17 protein-coding genes and 1 pseudogene are annotated in these 19,773 nt (G+C 71.0%); 12 read left to right on the top strand and 6 right to left on the bottom strand.

All coding sequences use genetic code 11. The annotated features are described in order from the left end of the window. The first annotated feature begins 1 nt into the window (after position 1). Together secF and AB0J74_RS25335 are read left to right on the top strand one after the other, a co-directional pair. Complete coding sequence (gene secF / locus AB0J74_RS25340; protein ID WP_363452014.1) at positions 2 to 1,204, top strand: protein translocase subunit SecF; 1,203 nt, start codon at positions 2 to 4, stop codon at positions 1,202 to 1,204. Positions 1,205 to 1,207: 3 nt separating this feature from the next. Continuing rightward, positions 1,208 to 1,741, top strand: a complete 534-nt coding sequence (locus AB0J74_RS25335; protein WP_363452012.1) for an adenine phosphoribosyltransferase — start codon at positions 1,208 to 1,210, stop codon at positions 1,739 to 1,741. Here AB0J74_RS25335 and AB0J74_RS25330 read toward each other — a convergent pair. After that, the gene (locus AB0J74_RS25330; protein WP_363452010.1) at positions 1,686 to 2,687 is read right to left on the bottom strand and encodes a hypothetical protein; all 1,002 of its coding nucleotides are present in this window, start codon (positions 2,685 to 2,687) and stop codon (positions 1,686 to 1,688) included. The genes AB0J74_RS25335 and AB0J74_RS25330 overlap by 56 nt on opposite strands. A gap of 430 nt (positions 2,688 to 3,117) precedes the next feature. Between AB0J74_RS25330 and AB0J74_RS25325 the strand changes: the two are divergent. The 6 genes and pseudogenes from AB0J74_RS25325 to AB0J74_RS25300 form a co-directional block, all read left to right on the top strand. Further along, positions 3,118 to 5,391 (top strand): annotated as a pseudogene (locus tag AB0J74_RS25325) (bifunctional (p)ppGpp synthetase/guanosine-3',5'-bis(diphosphate) 3'-pyrophosphohydrolase); the annotation flags it as partial. Between the two features lie 430 nt (positions 5,392 to 5,821). Next, a complete protein-coding gene (locus AB0J74_RS25320; RefSeq protein ID WP_363452008.1) occupies positions 5,822 to 7,696 on the top strand; it encodes a cellulose synthase catalytic subunit in 1,875 nt (624 codons plus the stop codon). Continuing rightward, positions 7,693 to 8,706, top strand: a complete 1,014-nt coding sequence (locus tag AB0J74_RS25315; protein ID WP_363452006.1) for a glycosyl hydrolase — start codon at positions 7,693 to 7,695, stop codon at positions 8,704 to 8,706. The genes AB0J74_RS25320 and AB0J74_RS25315 overlap by 4 nt, the downstream gene beginning before the upstream one ends. Next, a complete protein-coding gene (locus AB0J74_RS25310; RefSeq protein WP_363452004.1) occupies positions 8,706 to 10,367 on the top strand; it encodes a glycosyltransferase family 39 protein in 1,662 nt (553 codons plus the stop codon). Before AB0J74_RS25315 ends, AB0J74_RS25310 begins: the two co-directional genes overlap by 1 nt. A 116-nt stretch (positions 10,368 to 10,483) precedes the next feature. Then, on the top strand, positions 10,484 to 11,074 hold the full coding sequence (locus AB0J74_RS25305) for a helix-turn-helix domain-containing protein (protein WP_363452002.1): 591 nt from the start codon (positions 10,484 to 10,486) through the stop codon (positions 11,072 to 11,074). Position 11,075: 1 nt separating this feature from the next. After that, entirely contained in the window at positions 11,076 to 11,816 is a 741-nt protein-coding gene (locus AB0J74_RS25300; protein WP_363452000.1) for an SRPBCC domain-containing protein, read from the top strand. Between the two features lie 58 nt (positions 11,817 to 11,874). Here the strand turns inward: AB0J74_RS25300 and AB0J74_RS25295 are convergent, their stop codons facing one another. Next, positions 11,875 to 12,705: a peptidylprolyl isomerase gene (locus AB0J74_RS25295; RefSeq protein ID WP_363451998.1), complete on the bottom strand. Its 831-nt coding sequence runs from the start codon at positions 12,703 to 12,705 to the stop codon at positions 11,875 to 11,877. Between the two features lie 44 nt (positions 12,706 to 12,749). Continuing rightward, complete coding sequence (locus AB0J74_RS25290; RefSeq protein WP_363451996.1) at positions 12,750 to 13,673, bottom strand: peptidylprolyl isomerase; 924 nt, start codon at positions 13,671 to 13,673, stop codon at positions 12,750 to 12,752. 189 nt (positions 13,674 to 13,862) lie between these two features. On the opposite strand from AB0J74_RS25290, the gene AB0J74_RS25285 reads away from it, so the two are divergent. Next, positions 13,863 to 14,567, top strand: a complete 705-nt coding sequence (locus tag AB0J74_RS25285; RefSeq protein WP_363451994.1) for an MBL fold metallo-hydrolase — start codon at positions 13,863 to 13,865, stop codon at positions 14,565 to 14,567. A 5-nt stretch (positions 14,568 to 14,572) separates the two neighbouring features. Next, positions 14,573 to 15,889 carry a histidine--tRNA ligase gene (gene hisS, locus AB0J74_RS25280; protein WP_363451992.1) on the top strand — a complete coding sequence of 439 codons (1,317 nt, stop codon included), beginning with the start codon at positions 14,573 to 14,575 and terminating at the stop codon, positions 15,887 to 15,889. On the opposite strand, the gene AB0J74_RS25275 is transcribed toward hisS, so the two are convergent. Further along, positions 15,882 to 16,391: a PaaI family thioesterase gene (locus tag AB0J74_RS25275; protein ID WP_363451990.1), complete on the bottom strand. Its 510-nt coding sequence runs from the start codon at positions 16,389 to 16,391 to the stop codon at positions 15,882 to 15,884. The two genes, hisS and AB0J74_RS25275, sit on opposite strands and share 8 nt — an antisense overlap. Positions 16,392 to 16,447: 56 nt before the next feature. Between AB0J74_RS25275 and AB0J74_RS25270 the strand changes: the two genes are divergently transcribed. Beyond that, a complete protein-coding gene (locus AB0J74_RS25270) occupies positions 16,448 to 16,924 on the top strand; it encodes a helix-turn-helix domain-containing protein (protein WP_363451988.1) in 477 nt (158 codons plus the stop codon). An 18-nt stretch (positions 16,925 to 16,942) separates the two neighbouring features. Continuing rightward, positions 16,943 to 18,523, top strand: a complete 1,581-nt coding sequence (locus tag AB0J74_RS25265; RefSeq protein ID WP_363451986.1) for an MFS transporter — start codon at positions 16,943 to 16,945, stop codon at positions 18,521 to 18,523. 82 nt (positions 18,524 to 18,605) lie between these two features. Here the strand turns inward: AB0J74_RS25265 and AB0J74_RS25260 are convergent, their stop codons facing one another. Both AB0J74_RS25260 and AB0J74_RS25255 read right to left on the bottom strand, forming a co-directional pair. Beyond that, positions 18,606 to 18,887, bottom strand: coding sequence for an Rv0909 family putative TA system antitoxin (locus AB0J74_RS25260; RefSeq protein WP_363451984.1), 282 nt, complete (start codon positions 18,885 to 18,887; stop codon positions 18,606 to 18,608). A gap of 69 nt (positions 18,888 to 18,956) precedes the next feature. Beyond that, complete coding sequence (locus tag AB0J74_RS25255) at positions 18,957 to 19,730, bottom strand: urease accessory protein UreD (protein ID WP_363451982.1); 774 nt, start codon at positions 19,728 to 19,730, stop codon at positions 18,957 to 18,959. Positions 19,731 to 19,773 lie beyond the last annotated feature (43 nt).

Here is a 19,773-nt window from a genome sequence, read left to right as displayed (position 1 = left end):
GATGTCCAAGTCGGGTTTGGCCAACCGGCTCTACCGCGGTGAGGCCGGTCTCAACCTCATCGGCAAGCGCAAGCTCTGGTTCGGGATCGCCGGCGCGCTGATCCTGGTCGCGTTGCTGAGCTTCGGCATCAACCGGTTCACGCTCGGCATCGAGTTCGCCGGCGGCAACCAGTTCATCGTGCCGGCGGGCAACAGCGTGAGCCTCGACAAGGCGCAGAACGCGGTCGACAAGGCGCTGACCGACAACAACACCGACGCCACGGCGCTGCCGGCGCAGCAGGTCGGCCGGGGTGGCGACACCTGGTTCGAGGTCAAGACCTCGATCCTGACCCCGGAGCAGACCACCGAGGTGACCCAGCAGGTCGCCAAGGAACTCGGCATCCCGGCTGACCAGATCAACAGCAGCCGGGTCAGCCCGGCGTGGGGCAGCCAGGTCACCGAGCGCGCGGTGCTCGGTCTCGTGATCTTCGTAGCGCTGGTGATGGTCTACCTGATCCTGCGCTTCGAGTGGCGGATGGCGGTCGCCGCCGTGTCCTCGCTGTTGCTCAACCTGGTGCTGACGGCAGGGCTCTACTCTTTAGCGGGCTTCGAGGTCACCCCCGCGACGATCATCGGTTTCCTGACGATCCTGGGCTTCGCGCTCTACGACGTGGTCGTGGTGTTCGACAAGGTGCAGGAAAACACCAGAGGCATCACGGCGAGCAACACGACGACGTACGCGGAGTCGGCCAACCTGGCGATCAACCAGACCCTGATGCGGTCGATCAACACCGGTCTGGTGGCGCTGCTGCCGGTCGGCGGCCTGCTGATCGCCGGCCTGTCCGGCGCGAGCACCCTGGCCGACCTCGGCCTCGTGCTCTTCGTCGGTATGGCCATCGCGGTCTACTCCTCGATCTTCTTCGCGACCCCGGTGCTGGTCACGCTCAAGGAGTTCGAGCCGCGGATCCAGGCGCACACCAAGCGGGTCCTCGCCCGCCGGGCGGCGATCGCCCGCGGCGAGGTCGCGCCGAAGAAGGGCGAGGCCGCACCGGCCGGTGCGCGCCAGCCGCGGCAGGCCGCGCCCGAGCAGGAGTCGGCCGAGGTCGCCGCGCTGGCGGGTTCGGCGCCGAAGGTGGGCGCCCGGCCGTCGACGGCCAAGCGCTCCGGCGGCAACCGCGGCGGCCGCCCCGGCGGCAACCGCCCCGGCGGTGCGAAGCGCCGTTAGGTGATGGACGAGAAAGCACTAGCGGAACTGGTGGCCGGGCACGTCGTCGACGTGCCCGACTTCCCGCAGCCAGGGATCCTGTTCAAGGACATCACGCCGCTCTTCGGTGACGGCCCGGCGTTCCGGCAGGTGATCGACGCGATCGTCGAGCACCACGGGCGCACGTCGTTCGACGTGGTCGCCGGGGTCGAGGCCCGCGGTTTCCTGCTGGCCGGAGCTATCGGATACGCGACCGGGGCCGGGGTGCTGCCGGTGCGCAAGGCCGGCAAGCTGCCCCGAGAGGTGCACGCGGCGTCCTACGCGCTGGAATACGGCGAGGCGACGCTGGAGGTGCACCGCGACTCGCTCCTGCCCGGGCAGCGGGTGCTGGTGGTCGACGACGTGCTGGCCACGGGCGGCACCGCCGAGGCGACGCTCGCCCTGGTGGAGCAGGCCGGGGGAATGGTGACCGGCTTCAGCGTGTTGATCGAGTTGGCGTTCCTCAACGGACGGGCCCGCCTCGCTCCCCGCGAGGTACACGCCCTTTTGAGCGTTTAGCCGGTTTCCGCCGCTCCGGGCGGGATCGGCCGGACGGGTAGAATTGGCTGACGCGGCGCCGCCCCGACACGGAACGCCACCACCTGGCTAGCGCAGGTGTGGCCGGCCCGATACGGTCGGTGGATCGCGAGGTGTTGAGGAGGCCGGTGTCCCACGACGTCGCCCCATCGGTCGCGGGCTCGAAGCGCCCGACCGGCGAGGCAGAGCATACGACCGGGCACCCGACGGAGTCGGCCCCGGCCGCCGTTGACGCACGCCCCGCGACCGAGGCCCCCGCAGCCGGCAACGGCGCACCCGGCCCGGCCGGCGGCGCCCCCATCGTCACCTCGGCCCGCCCCGGCGGCAACGTCGGCACCGCCGCCACGGTGAAGCCGGACGACACCGCGGAGATCGCCCCGGCGGCGCCGGCTACCAAACCGGCGACCGGGCGGTCGAAGACCGCGAGCGCCAGGTCGGCGACGGCCGCGCCCGAGTCCGGGTCCGTGCCGGCCCACTCCAACGGCTCTTCTTCCCGCAGGTCCGGCTCCGCGGCCACCGGCGGGTCCACCACGGCGGGCAGCGGGTCCGCGACCACTGACTCCGGCTCGGCCACTACCGGCGCCGTCACCAGCGATGGGTCCAGCGCCGCGGGTTCGCCCAGCTCGACCGGCGGTGGGTCCGCGAGCGGTGCGTCCACCTCGGCCACGTCCGGCTCTGCCGGCGGTGGGTCCACCTCAACCACGTCCACCTCGGCCAGGTCCGGCTCGGCCGGTGGTGGGTCCAGTCCCGCCGCTTCCGGCTCTGCCGGCGGTGGGACCACCTCAGCCTCATCCACCTCGGCCAGGTCCGGCTCGGCCGGTGGTGGGTCCAGTCCCGCCACGTCCAGCTCTGCCGGCGGTGGGACCCCCTCAGCCACGTCCACCTCGGCCAGGTCCGGTTCGGCCGGTGGTGGGGCCAGTCCCGCCACGTCCGGCTCTGCCGGCGGTGGGTCCCCCTCAGCCACGTCCGGCTCGACCGGTGGCGGAGTTGCCGGCGCCGGTGGGTCCGGCGCCGCCATGGCGGGCTCTGGTTCGGCCGGCTCGGCCGCGACCACCGATAGGGCCGTGAGCTCTGGCCCGGTTGCCGCGGCCTCGGCCGGCGGGGGCGGGGCGGCCACGGCCGACAAGGCGTCCGCGTCGACCGGCGGTGCTCCGGCGGCGCCGGCCCGGAGTGCGGGCGAGGTTGCCGGTCGGGCGGCCCAGCCCGTATCCCCGGCTGATGAAGATGTTGAGAGCACGCCCGAAGACAGTGAGTCGACCGTCGAGTGGCCGGCCAATGGGCGGCTGCCGCACGAGGTGCAGGACGAAGAGGACGACGGCGTTGTCGTGCCGTTCCGGGAGCGTGCGAGCGACTCCGGCTCCGGATTCGGGCTGGCCGGCACGCCCACCGGGCGGCGGGTGCGGGCGCGGCTGGCGCGGTTCAACGCTCCGTGGCAGGCGCCGCAGGTCAGTGAGGTGCTCGAGCCGCTGATCGCGACGCACCGGGCGAGCCACCCCAAGGCCGACGCCCGGCTGTTGCAGCGTGCCTTCGACACCGCGGCGCAGTGGCACTCGGGGCAGTACCGCAAGTCCGGCGACCCCTACATCACCCACCCGCTCGCCGTCGCGACCATCCTGGCCAACCTCGGGATGGACACGACCACGCTGGTCGCCGCGTTGCTGCACGACACGATCGAAGACACCGACTACACGCTCGAGTCGATGCGCACCGACTTCGGCGGCGAGGTCGCGCTGCTGGTCGACGGTGTCACCAAGCTCGACAAGGTCAAGCTGGGCGACGCGGCCAAGGCCGAGACGATCCGCAAGATGGTCGTCGCGATGGCCAAGGATCCCCGCGTCCTGGTCATCAAGCTGGCCGACCGGCTGCACAACATGCGCACGCTGACCTTCCTACCGCGGCCCAAGCAGGAGCAGAAGGCCAAGGAGACGCTGGAGATCCTCGCGCCGCTGGCCCACCGCCTCGGTATGAACACGATCAAGTGGGAGCTCGAGGACCTCGCGTTCGGCACGCTGTTCCCGAAGCGGTTCGAGGAGATCAACCGGCTGATCGGCGAGCACCAGCCGCAGCGTGAGGCGTTGCTGCGCCAGGTCACCCAGAAGGTGCACACCGACCTGCGGTCCGCCAAGATCAAGGCGGAGACCACCGGGCGGCCGAAGCACCTCTACTCGATCTACCAGAAGATGATCGTGCGCGGTCGTGACTTCAACGACATATACGATCTTGTCGGCGTACGCATCCTGGTCGAGACCGTCCGCGACTGCTACGCGGCGCTCGGTGTGATCCACGCGAACTGGCAGCCCGTGCCGGGCCGGTTCAAGGACTACATCGCGATGCCGAAGTTCAACATGTACCAGTCGCTGCACACGACGGTGATCGGCCCGACCGGCAAGCCCGTCGAGATGCAGATCCGCACGTACGCGATGCACCGCACCGCCGAGTTCGGCATCGCCGCGCACTGGAAGTACAAGGAGCAGAAGGGCGCGACGATCGTCGGCCCGCCGGCCCACATCGACGAGATGACCTGGTTGCGGCAACTGCTCGACTGGCAGCGGGAGGCCAGCGACCCGAGCGAGTTCCTCGACGCGCTGCGGTTCGACCTCTCCAGCCAGGAGGTCTACGTCTTCACGCCCAAGGGCGACGTGATTCCGCTGCCGACGGGCTCGACCCCGGTCGACTTCGCGTACGCGGTGCACACCGAGGTCGGCCACAAGTGCATCGGTGCCCGGGTCAACGGCAAGCTGGTGCCGCTGGAGTCGACGCTGTCCAACGGCGACGTGATCGAGATCTTCACGTCGAAGTCCGACACGGCCGGCCCGACGCAGGACTGGCTCGGCTTCGTCAAGTCCCCGCGGGCCCGCACCAAGATCCGGCAGTACTTCAACAAGGAACGCCGCGAAGAGGCGATCGAGGCCGGCAAGGACGCGATCGTCAAGGCGATGCGCAAGCAGGGCGTGCCGCTGCAGCGCATGCTGACCTCCGACAACCTGATGACCATCGCGCGCGACCTGCACCTGGCCGACGTGGCGTCGCTCTACGCGGCGGTCGGCGACAACCAGGTGTCGGCGCAGTCGGTGGTGCAGCGGCTGATGGCGAGCTACGGCGGTGAGGAAGGCGCGGCCGAAGACCTGGCCGAGACCGCCGTCGCGACCCGCCCGCCGCGCAGCCGCACCGCCGGCCACGACCCCGGCGTAGTGGTCAAGGGCGTCAGCGACGTCTGGATCAAGCTGGCCCGCTGTTGCACGCCCGTACCGCCTGACTCGGTCTTCGGCTTCGTGACCCGCTCCGGCGGCGTCTCGGTGCACCGCGAAGACTGCGCCAACGCCGAAGACCTGAAGGCCCAGCCCGAGCGGGTGCTCGAGGTGAGCTGGAAGCTGACCTCGGCGTCGACGTTCCTGGTGGCCATCCAGGTCGAGGCCCTCGACCGGCACAAGCTGCTGGCCGACGTGACCCGGGTGCTCTCCGACGAGCGGGTCAACATCCTCTCGGCGACCGTGACCACGACGCGGGACCGAGTGGCGGTGAGCCGCTTCAGCTTCGAGATGGCCGACCCCAAGCACCTCGGCCACCTGCTGGCCGCGGTCCGCAAGGTGGACGGCGTCTTCGACGCTTACCGGGTCACCTCGGGGGCGTAACCAATCAGCGGAAACCCGGGCCCAGGGCGGGCTCGGGTTTCTTTTTGACCGTTTCGATTGCAACGCTTTGGTTACGGTGGCGGGACGCGCCGCGCGTGTACTTGTCGTGGGACAGTGATCCGCGCTCCCTCAGTGAACCGGTTCAGACCGCCGCGATCCCGGCACCGTGCCGGCGCGGGGCCCTCCTCGCGTACGCCAAGATCAAGACGGTCCGGTGAAGTGGTCGGCCTCTTGGCGACTGGCGATCCACCGAACGGCCCTACTCGCTGTGAAAGTTCTCGCACGGACCGCTCTTGAGCCACCGCCGGGCGGCGTGTTGCGATCATGGCCGCCCGGAGGTTGCCGCACGCACTCCAGGGCGAACCGATCGCGTCCAGCCTGCGGGGGCTGGTCCTGGCCACTGGTCAGGTTCAGAAGGGGAGTGGTGCGCGTGGGTAGGCGTCAGCACGCGCCGGGCGAGTCCGACACCGCTCCCATCTACGTCCCGGCACCGCCCTCCGACGAGGAGAAGTACAGCTACTTCCAGAAGCCGAAGCCGTGGATCTTCGCCTGGATCTTCCTGTCCGCGATCGGGATCCTCTACGGCTACGCGATGGTGGCGCTCAAGTCGCCGCTCACCACGCCGGCCCTGCTCGCGCTGCCCGTCATGGTCATGCCCGTGCTGGTCAACTTCTGGCTGCGCAGCCACCGGCCGCGGCTGACGCTCGAGCAGCACCGCGAGGTCCTCGCCAGATACCGGCCGGACCCGGGCGACACCGTCGACATCTGGGTGCCGATCTGCGGCGAGCCGATCCCGGTGCTGCGCAACACGTGCCGAACCGTGGCCGCCCTCGAATGGCACGCCCCGGTGATGCGCTACCTGCTCGACGACGGTGACCCGCGCGCCGAGGTCGAGGCGATGGCGTTGGAGTTCGGCTTCGTCTACGTGCGGCGGCGGGACGCGGTGCCCGGGCGGGAGCCACGCGAGGGCGAGCGCGGCTGGCTGAAGAAGGCCGGCAACATGATCAACGCGTTCGAGATGTCGATGGGCCGGTTCGGCGTGGTCTTCGACGCCGACTTCGCGCCGCGGCCGGACTTCCTCAAAGAGACCATCCCCTACATGCAGGCCTACCCGCGGACCGGCATCGTGCAGACGGCGCAGTATTTCGACATCTCGCCCTGGATGAACTACATCCAGCGCGGCGCCGGCAGCCTGCAGGAGGTCTTCTTCCGCTGGATCCAGCCGGCCCGCGACGTCTGGCGGGCGGCGATCTGCGCCGGCACCAACGTCGTCTACCGCCGCGACGCGGTCGAGTCGGTGGGCGGGTTCGCCCGGGTGCCCCTCGGCGAAGACGTCAACTCCGGCGTGAAGCTGTGGACCGGCGGTTGGGAGACCCGCTACCTGCCGCTCGCACTGGCCAAGGGCGTCGCGCCGGACACCTGGGCCGCCATCACCAACCAGCAGCAGCGCTGGTGCCGGTCGTCGATGCTGCTGATGACCGAGAAGCACTTCCGCGACGCCAAGTTCAACTGGCAGCAGCGGATGGCGTTCTGGGCCGCGTTCCTCTACTACATGGCCTCGGCCGGCTTGCTGATCACGGCGCCGTTCCCGACGCTGACCATGCTCTGGTTCTTCCCGGACAAGGTGCTGCCGCACAACTACCTGCCGATGGTCCCGGCGCTGCTGGCCACCCTGCTGATCTTCCCGATGATGGCCCGCGGCTGGCGGCCGGAGATCTTCCGGCTGTGCATGGTCAACTCCGCCTGCCACGTGATCGCGATCGGCGACGCGCTCCGGGCCAAGGTGCAGGAGTGGGTGCCGACCGGCGCGGTGACCAAGGAGCCAAAGGCCAAGGCGAAGAAGAAGGGCGCGCCCGAGCGGGTCTCCCGGCTGCTACGCACCTGGGTCGTCGTCGTCCAGGTGCTGCTCTGGACGGGCCTGGCCTGGCGGATCCCGGAGTACGGCATCGGCGTCCTGTGGACGACCGCGCTGCTGGCCGCCGTCCAGCTCTACATGGTGGCGCCGCTGCTGCTGCCGTCGTACGGGATCAAGGACAGCAAGCCGCCGCTCGAGGTGACCGACCGCGGGCCGGCCGCCGTAGCGGCCGAGCGGGCCTGGCGTGCGGTGCGGTCAGCCGCGGTGCCGGCCGTGCGGGGCTACGACGGTGCCGCGACGGCGGACCCGCGGCGGTGGGGTGCTCTGGCGCCGGCCTGGCCGGCGGCCGCGGGCGGCTATCCACAGCGGCGGGCGCCGGGCTGGCAGCGTCCGCAAGCGCCCTACCCGGACACGCGTCAACCCGAGCCGCCGTTCGAGCGTGCGTGGTGAGCGCCCTGGTTCTGCGCCGGTTGGCGGTCGCCGCGGCGCTGACGGTCGCGGCCGCCCTGCCGATGGCCGCGTGCACCAGCACCAGCCCGACGGGCTCGGCGGCCGGCGCCGGCCAGCCCGGCGTCGGAGCGGCGGAGCCGACGGCCGCGCCGGAGAAGCCCGTCGTGGCCAAGGTCGACGACGTCCTCGGCGACCACCCGCTGTTCGGCGTGATGCTGGCGGACCGCTCGAAGAAGGCGGTCGACGCGATCGAGAAATCGGTCGACTGCCGGCCCGAGCTGATCAAAGTGTTCGCCTCGGTCGAGGACGGCATCTCCGCGAAGACGCTCAACGACGTGCCCGGCACCCCGGTGCTGTCGATCGAGCCGTGGAGCACCGGCGGCGGCGAGGAACAGCCCGACTGGACGCTCGCCAGCACGATCGACAGCAAGTGGGACGACCAGTACGCCGCGATCGCGCGCGCTGTGATCGCGTACCGGAAACCGATCCTCGTCCGGTTCGCCCACGAGATGAACGGCCACTGGTATCCGTGGGGAACGGCGAACGGCAACCGCAAGGGCGAGTACGTCAAAGCCTGGAAGCACGTCGTCGGCCTGTTCCGCGACATGGGCGCGAGCAACGCCCTCTGGGTGTGGTCGCCGAACGTCATCCGCGGCGCCGACAGCAAGACCATCAAGGAGTTCTGGCCGGGCGGGAACTACGTCGACGTGGTCGGGCTGACCGGCTACGGCGTCCGCGAGACGACCCCGGTCAAGACCTACCACGACACCCTCAAGCTGGTGTACACGCTGACCGACAAACCCATCGTGCTGACCGAGGTCGGCGTCCAGCCCGGTCCGGAGAAGCGCGCCTGGCTCAAGGCGTTCGGACCGTGGTTGAAGGACACCCCGCGGATCGCGGGCTTCGTCTGGAACCAGGTCAACCGCGACGGCGAGTGGAGCTTCGACGACACGGACGCCAACGTCGCGGCGTTCCGCTCCAGCCTGGCCCGGTCCGGGGTTGCCTGCTGATGGCGGATCGCACCACATCGCGGCGGCGTTCGACCGACCGCGACGACGAGCCGCCCACCCTCGTCGTCAAGCGGGGCGTGCGGGCCGACGACCAGACCCAGATCATGCGGTTCACGCCGACCGGCACCACCCTGCTGCCGCGGTTCCGCGACGAACCGAGGCCGGCTGAGGAACTCGACCAGTCGCCCGCACCGGCGCCGCGGGTGCCCGCGTGGCAGCAACTGCTGGTCTTCCTGGTGCCGGTCGCGATCGCCCTGCCGCTGGCCTGGCGCGGGATCGGCAACCGGCAACTCTGGAACGACGAGCACGCCACCTGGCACGCCGCGACGCTGTCCTGGGGTGACCTGGGCACGCTGCTGGGCAACATCGACCGCGTCGTGGCGGTCTACTACACGGTGATGCACGGCTGGATCGGGTTGCTCGGCGACGATCCGACCGCGCTGCGGCTGCCCTCGGCCATCGCGATGGCCGTCGCCGCCGGTGCCATCGCGTTGATCGGGCAGCGGCTGCTCGACGCGCCGACCGGCATCGTCGCCGGTGCGCTGTTCGCGATGCTGCCGACGGTGAGCCGCTACGCGCAGGAGGCGCGGCCCTACGCGTTCGCGATCGCCGGCGCCACCCTCGCGACCTGGCTGCTGCTGGTCGCGCTGGACCGGCCGCGCTGGCCGTGGTGGCTGCTCTATGCCTTCGTGGTCGGGCTGACCGGCTACTTCCACGTGGTGGCGCTGACCGTGCTCGCCGCGCACGCCGTCTTCGGGTGGTCGCGCTACCGGCGGTCGGAACGCGACGTGCGGCTCTGGAAGGCCCTCGGCGCCGTCGCGTTGATCGCCGCGCTGGTCATGCCGCTGGCCTATGCCGCGCGGGGCCAGTCGTTCGCGATCGACTGGATCAAGGCGGACCCGGAGACCGTCCGGCAACTGCCGCGTCAGCTCTTCGGCTCGTACGCCATCGCCGCGGGTTTCGCGGGGATGACGCTGGTGGCCGCGGTCGCGCTGTCGTTGACCCGCCGGCGGGCCGTCCTCTTCGGACTGCTGGCCTGGGCACTGGTGCCGCCGCTGCTGACCTACCTGTCGTTCCCGCTGCTGCACCTGTTCCTGTTCCGCTACCTGCTCTTCACGCTGCCGGCGTGGGCGCTGCTCTGCGCCGGCGCGATCCATGGCCTGTTCCGGCTGATCACCGAGCGGACCTGGCCGCAGTTGCTGATCGGCGCGGCGCTGCTGCCGGCCCTGGCGCTGCTCGCGCTGCCGGTGCAGCAGCAGGTCCGGCAGGACCTGGAGCCCGGCGAGCCCGACTACCACGCGGCGGCGGCGGTGATCAGCGCCGGGCAGAAACCGGGCGACGGCATCGTGTTCGCGGGCGCGGTCCGGCCGCCGCGGCTGGGCATGGCATACGAGATGCGCGACGTCGCCGGCCCGAAGGACGTGCTGGTCTCGGTGACGTCGGCCGAGTTGGGCGATTTCGGCGTACGCGAGTGCCCGGTGACCAGCACCTGCCTGGCCGACTCGAAGCGGGTCTGGCTGGTCAGCACCAGCTACAGCCAGGACCCGTGGAGTGAGATGCCGTCCGAGAAGGCCGAAGCCCTCAAGCGGCTGTTCGCCGTCACCCAACCGGCCCACCACCGGCGCATCCACGTCTACCTGCTGGTACGCAAATCCGACTGAGCTGTCGCCACCCCGCGTGCGCCGCGTGAGCGGTCGGCCGCGTCGGAGCGGCCGGCTCGCACCGACAATATTTCTTGTCTTGACAGAAAGAGTTGTCGGAAGCTAGCGTTGTCGGCATGATCGAGGTGGGCGTCATCGAGGAGGCGGGTGCGGCCGAGGTCGCGCTCGATCCGATCCGGGCACGGCTGTTGGGGCTGCTCGCGGAGCCGCATTCGGCGACGAGCCTCGCGGCGGTCGTGGGGTTGCCACGGCAGAAGGTCAACTACCACCTGAAGACGCTCGAGGCGCACGGCCTGGTCGAGTTGGTCGAGGAGCGGCGCAAGGGCAACGTGACCGAGCGGGTCATGCGGGCCACCGCGGCCTCGTTCGTGATCTCGCCGACCGCGCTGTCCGCCGTGCAGCCCGACCCGGAGCGGTCGCCCGACCGGCTCTCCGCCCGCTGGCTGCTCGCCCTCGCGGCGCGGCTGGTGAAAGAGACCGGGCAGCTCATCACCGGGGCCGCCCGCGCCGGGAAGCCACTGGCCACGTTCGCGCTCGACGGCACCGTGCGGTTCGCCTCCGCGGCCGACCGGGCCGCTTTCACGCAGGAACTGACCGCGGCGGTCGCCGCCCTGGTCGGCCGCTACCACGACGAGCAGGCGCCCGGCGGGCGCGACCACCGGGTCATCGTCGCCATCCACCCGAAAATCAGCGAGAAGGAGTCCTGACATGTCCGAGACGCACGAGTTCGAGCTGGTCCACGACATCGACCTGCCGGCCAGCCCCGAGCAGGTGTGGGACGCCATCGCCACGGGGCCGGGCATCGACTCCTGGTTCATGGGGCGCAACGAGGTCGAGCCGCGCGAGGGCGGGGCCACCTCGATGGAGATGCCGGGCTACACCGCACACGCGACCGTCACCGCGTGGGAGCCGGGGCGGCACTTCGCCTATCGCAGCCCGGCCGCCGAAGACGGCACCTTCATGGCCTTCGAATACCTCATCGAGGGGCGCGACGGCGGGTCGACGTCGCTGCGACTGGTGCACAGCGGCATCCTCGGCGCCGACTGGGAAGAGCAATACGACGCGCTGCGCAAGGGCAACCCGCTCTACCTGCGTACCCTCGCGCAATATCTCGAGCACTTCGCCGGGCGCCACGCGGTGCCGGTGGCCGCGTTCGGGCCGCAACAGGCCGACCAGGACGCGGTGTGGGCGGCGCTGACCCGGGCGACCGGGCTGAGCAAAGACGTCCACGAGGGCGACGCGGTCCGGTTCACCATCGACGGTCAGGAGGTCACCGGGGTGGTCGACACCGTCGTGGCACCCGGCTTCCTGGGGATCCGCACCGACGACGCGCTGCTGCGGTTCGTCGGTGGCGGCGGGATGAACATGACCGGGCACCACATCTTCGCCGACGTCGACCAGGCCGCGTCCGAGAAGAGCTGGACCGACTGGCTGGCCTCGATCTACTGAGGGAAAAACGGCGCCGCCCCGGGGTGAACCCCGGGGCGGCGCCGTGAACAACCCAGGATCACGCAGCCGGCGCGGCTACCTTGATCGTCTTGATCTCGATGTCGCTCTTCGGGTGGCCGCCGCCGGGCGACGGGTCGAAGGCGCCGTCGTGGCCGGCCTCGGTGGCCTTCTTGATGTTTTCCAGGCCCTTGGTGACCTTGCCCAGCACCGTGTAGTCGGGCGACAGTTCGACGTCCTGGTAGATGAAGAAGAACTGCGAGCCGTTGGTGTCGGGGCCGCTGTTGGCGAGCGCGACCACGCCCTCCGGGTAGGCCGGCCGGTCGTCGACCGGCAGGTTCTCGTTGGCGTAGCGGAAGCTCGGGCCGCCCGTACCGTCGCTGTCGCGGTAGCCCTTGCCCTTGGCCGACGGGTCACCGCACTGGAGCATGCCGGGGAACATCCGGTGGCACTTGGTGCCGTCCCAGAAGTTCTTGCTGGCCAGGAAGCTGAACGCCGCGGCCGTGCAGGGCGACTTGGCCAGGTCCATCGTGACCTCGACCGGGCCGAAGCTGGTGTCGACCGTCATCACCTGGTTGCCGCTGGTCGGCGGCGTGGTGGTCGGTGGCACGCCGACGTCTTTGGTGGTCGGGGTCCGCTGGTCGGCCGGGACCTCGGTCCAGGCGCAGCTCACCGGTGCCGCCGACGGGTCGCTGGCCGCCGTGCTCTTGTCGTCGCCGCCCAGGCTGCTGACCAGCCAGATCACACCACCTGCGACGATCAGCAGGGCTACGCCGGCGCCGATGAACGCCTGCCGCTGCCGGCGCTTGTGTGCGACCGCCTGCCGGTCGGCCATCTCCTTCGCGAGTCGGGCCCGCGCCGCCGCGCGCTGCCGCTCTCTCGTGGACGTCACGGGACTCTCCTCCTGCTTCGACTCCTGGGCGTTTCGAGGTGACCCTAGCTCGCGTTTGTCGGCGTTCCGCTCGGCGTCGCGCTCGGCGCGCCGGACGGGGTCGCCGCCCCGGACGGGCTGGCGCTCGGCGCGTCGCTGGGCTGATCGCCCTGCACCGGACCCACCGTCAGGGTCTGGATGGTCACGTCGGTCTTCGGCTTGACCGGCACGCCGTCGTCGTTGTTGACGGTGCCGATCTGGCTGATCTTGGTGACCACGTCCATACCCTTACTGACCGAACCCACGATGGGGTACGTCGGCTCGCCGCCCGGCGTGAAGTCCTTGAAGAAGATCAGGAACTGGCTGCCGTTGGCGCCCGGCGGGTTGGGGAACAGCGCGACCGTGCCGGCCGGATAGGTGGGCGGGGTGCCCGGCGCGGGGGACGCCGACGGCGACGGGGTCGGCGCCGCCGACGGCACGTTCTCGTTGGCGAACGTGTAGGTCGGCCCGCCCAGGTTGGTGCCACTCGGGTCGCCGCAGTGCACCGCGCCCTCGGGGATGATCTCGTGGCACTTGGTGTTGTCGTAGAAGTTCTTGCCGGCCAGATAGGCGAGGCTGGCCCCACCGCACGGCGCGCTGGCCAGGTCGAGCGAGACGGTGATCGCGCCCTCGTTGGTCGTGACCACCATGTCGCGGGTGCCGAAGGTCGGCACGTCGGTGGTCGACGGCATGCCCACGTCTTTGGCGTTGACGTTGACGCCCGGCTCCTGCGGGGTCCACACGCACACGTCGCTGGCGGTGTTGACCGGTTCCTTGTCGAAGCCGCCGAGTGCCCAGAAGGCGCCGACGCCGATCAGGATCAGGGCGAGCGCGCCGCCGAACCCGGCCTGGATCCGGCGCTTGCGCCGCAGGGTGGCCGCCCGGCGGGCCAACTGCCGGTCGAGCTTGGCACGCGCGAGCTTGCGCTGCCGATCCCTGCTGGATGCCACCGGTACTCCTCTTTCGGGTGTGCGTCGCGCCACAAACGTCCGGGAGAGCATACGGGCAATCGCTGGGAGCATGGTGAGAGGTCCTGCGCTTTGAGCGATCGGAGATCGTGATTACCAAGGGTGTGTGCCTGCCGGTGATCGGCGCGCCCCGCCCGCTAGGCTGGGCAGAGCTACCGGAAGGGGACGACTGTGCTGATCACGGGTTTCCCGTCCGACGTCTTCGGCACCAACTGTTACGTGGTGGCCGAGGCGCCGGGCGAGCAGTGCGTGATCGTCGACCCCGGCATCGGCGTCGAGAAACGGCTCGACGAGGTCCTCGCCGAGCACCGCCTGCAGCCGGCCGCGGTGCTGCTCACCCACGGCCACCTCGACCACACGTTCTCCGTCGCGCCGGTCTGCGGTGCCAAGGGCATCCCGGCCTATGTCCACCCGGCCGACCGTGAGCTGCTCGCCGACCCGGCCAAGGCGCTGTCCATGGACCCGGCGCGACTGTTCGGCGGCCGCCTGACCTACACCGAGCCCGAAGACGTCGCGCCGCTCACCGACGGTGAGGCGATCGTGATCGCCGGGCTCGAGATCACCGTCGACCACGCCCCCGGCCATACCGGCGGGTCGGTGCTCTTCCGGCTGCCGGCCGGCGCCGCGCGGGGCTGGGAAGCAGACGAGGTCTGCCTCTCCGGTGACGTGCTCTTCGCCGGCTCGATCGGGCGCACCGACCTGGCGGGGGGAAGCATGACGGCGATGACGGCCAGCCTTCGTGACCGGATCCTCCCGCTCGCCGACGACACCATCGTCCTGCCGGGCCACGGCCCGGCGACCACGATCGGCCGGGAACGCGCGACCAACCCTTACCTGCTGGAAGCCATGCGACCGGCCCCGACCAGAGGGCTATGACCAAGATGAGCAAGCCACGGCCGATCTCCGGCTTTCCGGAGTGGACGCCGCCGCAACGCATGATCGAGCAACGTTTCCTAGACAAGATCAAGAGCGTTTTCGAGCTTTACGGGTACGCGCCGCTGGAGACGCGTGCCGTCGAGCCGCTGGACCAACTGCTGCGCAAGGGCGAGACGTCGAAGGAGGTCTACGTCCTGCGCCGCCTGCAGGAAGAGGCGGGGGCCGCCTCCGACGACGCCTTGGGTCTCCACTTCGACCTGACCGTGCCGTTCGCCCGCTACGTGCTGGAGAACTCGGGCAAACTGCAGTTTCCGTTCCGGCGCTACCAGATCCAGAAGGTGTGGCGGGGTGAGCGGCCGCAGGAGGGCCGCTACCGCGAGTTCGTCCAATGTGACATCGACGTGGTCGACCGTGACACGTTGCCGCCGCACTACGAGGCCGAGATGCCGCTGGTGATCGGTGACGCGCTCGGCTCGTTGCCGATCCCGCCGGTGACGATCCAGGTCAACAACCGCAAGGTCTGCGAGGGCTACTACCGCGGCCTGGGCATCGGCGACCCGGAAGCCGCGCTACGGGCGGTCGACAAGCTCGACAAGATCGGGCCGGGCAAGGTCGCCGAGCTGCTGGTCGAGACGGCCGGCGCGACCGAGGCGCAGGCCAAGGCCGTGCTGGCGCTGGCCGAGATCTCGTCGCCGGACGCGTCGTTCGCCGACGCGGTGCGCGCGCTCGGGGTCAGTGACCCGCTGCTCGACGAGGGCCTGACCGAGCTTGTCGACGTGGTCGAGACCGCGGCGGCGTACGCGCCAGGTCTGTGTGTCGCCGAGCTGAAGATCGCCCGTGGTCTGGACTACTACACCGGCACGGTCTACGAGACCCAGCTCGCCGGGTTCGAACGGTTCGGCTCGATCTGCTCCGGCGGCCGTTACGACAACCTGGCCACCTCGGGCAACGACCGGTTCCCGGGCGTGGGCATCTCGATCGGGCTGACCCGAGTGCTCGGGCTGCTGTTCGGCGCCGACAAGCTGGCGATCTCCCGCGACGTGCCGACCTGCGTGCTGGTCGCGCTGGCCGACGAGGAACACCGCCGCTCGGCCGACGGGATCGCGACGGCGCTGCGCCGGCGCGGCATCCCGACCGAGGTGTCACCGACCGCGGCGAAATACGGAAAGCAGATCCGCTACGCCGAACGGCGGGGCATCCCGTTCGTCTGGTTCCCGGGTTCGCCGGACTCCGTCAAAGACATCCGCTCCGGCGATCAGGTCGACGCCGACCCGGCGACCTGGGCGCCGCCGGCGGCCGACCTCCACCCGACGATCAACTAGCCGGGATCTCGAAGAGCAGGCAGGTCGACGTCGCGTGGGCGACCAGTCGCCCCGCGGCGTCGGTCAGCCGCGCCTCGCCCAGCGCGGTGCGGCGGCCGCGCTGGATCACCGTGCCGACGCAGGTCAGCAGCTCGGAGCCGACGGTGACCGGCCGGAGGTATTTCACCGACAGGTCGACCGAGGTGTAGCCGACGCCGGCCGGCAGCGTGGTGTGCACCGCGCAGCCGGCGGCGGTGTCGAGCAGGGTGGCGAGCACGCCGCCGTGCACCGTGCCGAGCGGGTTGTAGTGGTATTCCCGCGGCGGCATCTCGACGGTGACCCGGCCCTCCTCGGCGGTCAGCCGGGTCATGCCGAGCAGGTGCATCACCGGCGGGGGCGGCAGCTCGCCGGCGATCATCGCCTGCAGCAGGCTGAGGCCGCTGGTCTTGCCGATCAGCGCGGCGTTGGTGGCCGGGTCGGACCAGGAGAAGGTACGGCTGCGCTCCACCTGCGTCTGTGTCATGGACCCAGCCTGGCAGCCGGTTGCTGGGTCTGTCAACGAGACTTAGGGTGAAGGTCATGGGTACGCGTCCCGAAGCGCTCGACTGGTCCGTCGACAACTGCACGGTGGGCCGCGCGATGGAGATTCTCGGCGAGCGCTGGACGTTCGTCGTGCTGCGCGAGATCGCGAACGGCATCCGGCGCTTCGACGACATGCGGGTGCGCACCAACATCCCGCGCCAGGTGCTGACCAACCGGCTGGCGATGATGGTCGACAGTGGCGTGCTGCGCAAGGAGCCCTACCAGGACCCCGGGGCGCGGGTCAGGCACGAGTACCGGCTCACCCAGATGGGCCTCGACCTGTGGCCGGTGATCGTCGCGGTGCTGGAGTGGGGCGACCGCTACCTGGCCGACCCGGAGGGCTCGCCACTGTCGACGGTGCACCGCGGCTGCGGCGCCGAGGTCCGTGCGGTGCTGCGCTGCTCGGCCGGGCACGAGATCGACAACCCGCGCGAGGTGGTGGCCGCGCCCGGGCCAGGTGCACACCGCCGCTAACTGGGTACGGTGACCGGCGTGCCGCCGTCACCGCGTAGCGCGTCCGCTTGGGCGCCGCTGTCCGTCGCGACGTTCCGCTGGCTCTGGCTGGCGCTGCTCGCGTCCAACATCGGCACCTGGATGCAGACCGTCGGCGCGCAGTGGCTGCTGGTCGACGCGCCCGGCGCCGACGCGCTGGTCTCGCTCGTGCAGACCGCCAGCATGCTGCCGATCGTGTTGCTCGCCCTGCCGTCCGGCGCCCTGGCCGACACGTTCGACCGGCGTCGCATGCTGCTGACCGTCCAGGCCGGATCGTGCGTGGTCGCCGTGCTGCTGGCCGTGCTGACCGCGCTCGACCGGATGCCGCCGGCGCTGCTGCTGACGCTGACCTTCGCGCTCGGCGCCGGCCAGGCGCTGACCCTGCCGGCCTGGCAGGCGGTCATCCCGGAACTCGTACCCCGCCCGCAGTTGCCGTCGGCCTCGGCCCTGGGCGCGATCAGCCAGAACGTCGCCCGCGCGGTCGGACCGGCGATCGCCGGCCTGGTCATCGCGTCGGTCGGCGTCGCCGCCGTGTTCTTCCTCAACGCCGCGTCGTTCGTGGTCTTCGCGGCCGTGCTGCTGTGGTGGAAGCGGCCGGACGACGACACCGGCCCACCGGAACGGTTCGCGGCAGCGGTCCGGGCCGGCGGCCGCTACGTGCGGCACTCGGTCGTGGTGCGCCGGATCCTGTTGCGCGCCGCCCTGTTCCTGCTGCCCGGCAGTGCCGTCTGGGCGCTGCTGCCGCTGGTGGCCAGCCGCCGGCTCGGCCTCGGCCCCGGTGGCTACGGCCTGCTGCTCGCCGCCCTCGGCGTCGGCGCGGTCGCCGGGGCCGCCCTGCTGCCCCGGCTGCGCCAGCGGCTCTCGGTCAACCGGATGCTGCTGACCGCGGCCATCGTGTTCGGCGCGGTGACGATCGTGGTCGGCCTGGTGCCGGTCGAGATCGTGGTGGCGCTCGTGCTGATCCCGGCCGGCGTCGCCTGGGTCACCGTGCTGTCCAGCGTGAACGCGTCCCTGCAACTCTTCCTGCCCAATTGGGTACGCGCCCGCGGGCTCGGCATCTACCAGATCGTCTTCGCCGCCGGGCAGGGCTTCGGCGCGCTGCTGTGGGGCGTGCTGGCCGGGGCGACCAGCCTGGCGGTCGCGCATCTGGCGGCCGGCGCGCTGATGCTGGCCGGCGCGGCCACGGTGGTCCGGTGGCCGCTGCGTGACGTGGCCGGGCTCGACCGCTCGCCGGCGTCGTACTGGCCCGAGCCCCACCTCGACGTCTCGCCCTCCCGCTATGGCGGACCCGTGTTGGTGCTGCTCCGCTACCAGGTGCCGGCGGAGCGGGAGGACGCCTTCCGGTCGGCGATGGACCGGGTGCGGTTGTCCCGCCGGCGCAGCGGCGCGGTGCGGTGGGGACTGTTCCGCGAGGGAGAGCACGGCGACCGGTTCGTCGAGGTCTACCAGGTGGCGTCCTGGGACGAGCACCAGCGGCAGCACGAGAATCGGCTCACCGGCACCGACCGGCAGATCGACGAGGCCGCCCGGGAGCTGGCCATCGGGCCGCCGTCGGTGACGCACCTGCTGCCGGCCGACTGAACACACGGCGGGCCGGACGCCCCCAAGCGTCCGACCCGCCGGTCTGCTCGTTCCCGGTGTGCCCTCCGGGGAGCGGAACGTGCTAGCGGTTGTTGTTCCGGTTGCTGTTGTTACCGCTGTTGTTGCTGTTGTTGTTGTTCCGGTTCTGGGCGCGCTCGCCACCCTTGCGCGCGGCGTTCTGAGCCCGGTCGCCGCCCTGGCGCGCCGCGTTCTGGGCGCGGTCGACCTTCTCGGCAACCTTGCCGTTGGTCTTGGCGTCGATCACATCGCCGGCCTGGTCGATGCGCCGGTCGCGCTCGTCCTTGTCGGCGAGCTTTTCCTTCGCCTGCTCGGCGGCGTCGCCGAACCTGTCGCTGATCGCCATTACGAGACTCCCTCCGGTGAGCGCCCGCCCCACGCGACCGCTCACACCCACCGAACGTAGACGCGAGCCTCAGCTTTCGCGGCAATTGCCGGTTTTAGCATCCGGATCATGAGCCCATGTGCTACCGCGGTCGAGCGCTTCGCGCAGCCCGCGGGCGTCCCGGGCGGTGGCTGTGACCAGGGCGGCCGGCCCGTGTTCGAGGGGCATGAGCGCGGCCGTGGCGGTGATCGTCGTGGGGTTTCTGGGTGCCGCCGGGCCGACGAGGAGCAAGGTGCCGGCTGCGCGGGCGCCGATGATCGCGGGGCCGTCCCAGCCGAGTGCGCGAGGGCCAACCGCCAGATCGTGCCGCAACAGGGTACGACCGGCGTAGCGCACAGTGGCCGCCGTCCTCAGGTCCCCGGGCTGTTCCCCGTGCCGCCCGGCGACGATCTCCTCGCGCCACAGCAGTTCGGCGCCGTCATCGAGGTCCACGATGGACCGGTTGAGGTGGTCGCAGCCGGTGACGGCGACGGTGGGCTCGGGCAGCCATGCCAGCGCACCGCCCGTGCCCACCGCCGCGGTGACGGTCAGCGTGCTCGGCTGGCTGGGGTTGCTCGGCTGGGCCAGCGAGGCGGCGATCGTGCGGATCGTCAGGCGCGCCCCCGGGTGGACCTCGACGTGGATCCGCAGGTCGTCGCCGCCGAGTGGGCCGGCCGCACCACCGACCAGGTGCACCTCGACGGCGTGCGTGGGGTGGCGCTGGCCGGTGCGGCGGGGCAGGAGGGGCGGTTCGCCGTACACGGTGGACAACCGGGTGCCGCCGTATCCGTCCGCCTCGGCGACCAGCCGCGCCTCAGCCCGCACCGTCGGTGGTGGCGGACATGTCGACCGGGGCGGTGCCACCACC

The organism is Asanoa sp. NPDC049573 (genome assembly GCF_040676615.1).
GTDB lineage: Bacteria > Actinomycetota > Actinomycetes > Mycobacteriales > Micromonosporaceae > Asanoa.
This window is presented reverse-complemented; position numbering and strand designations above follow the sequence as displayed.

What these genes read in the sequence shown, in the direction of transcription:
- secF (WP_363452014.1), top strand. Translation starts at nt 2, where the DNA reads ATGTCCAAGTCGGGTTTGGCCAACCGGCTCTACCGCGGTGAGGCCGGT.
- AB0J74_RS25335 (WP_363452012.1), top strand. Translation starts at nt 1,208, where the DNA reads ATGGACGAGAAAGCACTAGCGGAACTGGTGGCCGGGCACGTCGTCGAC.
- AB0J74_RS25310 (WP_363452004.1), top strand. Translation starts at nt 8,706, where the DNA reads ATGGCGGATCGCACCACATCGCGGCGGCGTTCGACCGACCGCGACGAC.
- AB0J74_RS25305 (WP_363452002.1), top strand. Translation starts at nt 10,484, where the DNA reads ATGATCGAGGTGGGCGTCATCGAGGAGGCGGGTGCGGCCGAGGTCGCG.
- AB0J74_RS25300 (WP_363452000.1), top strand. Translation starts at nt 11,076, where the DNA reads ATGTCCGAGACGCACGAGTTCGAGCTGGTCCACGACATCGACCTGCCG.
- hisS (WP_363451992.1), top strand. Translation starts at nt 14,573, where the DNA reads ATGAGCAAGCCACGGCCGATCTCCGGCTTTCCGGAGTGGACGCCGCCG.
- AB0J74_RS25275 (WP_363451990.1), bottom strand. Translation starts at nt 16,391, where the DNA reads ATGACACAGACGCAGGTGGAGCGCAGCCGTACCTTCTCCTGGTCCGAC.
- AB0J74_RS25270 (WP_363451988.1), top strand. Translation starts at nt 16,448, where the DNA reads ATGGGTACGCGTCCCGAAGCGCTCGACTGGTCCGTCGACAACTGCACG.
- AB0J74_RS25260 (WP_363451984.1), bottom strand. Translation starts at nt 18,887, where the DNA reads ATGGCGATCAGCGACAGGTTCGGCGACGCCGCCGAGCAGGCGAAGGAA.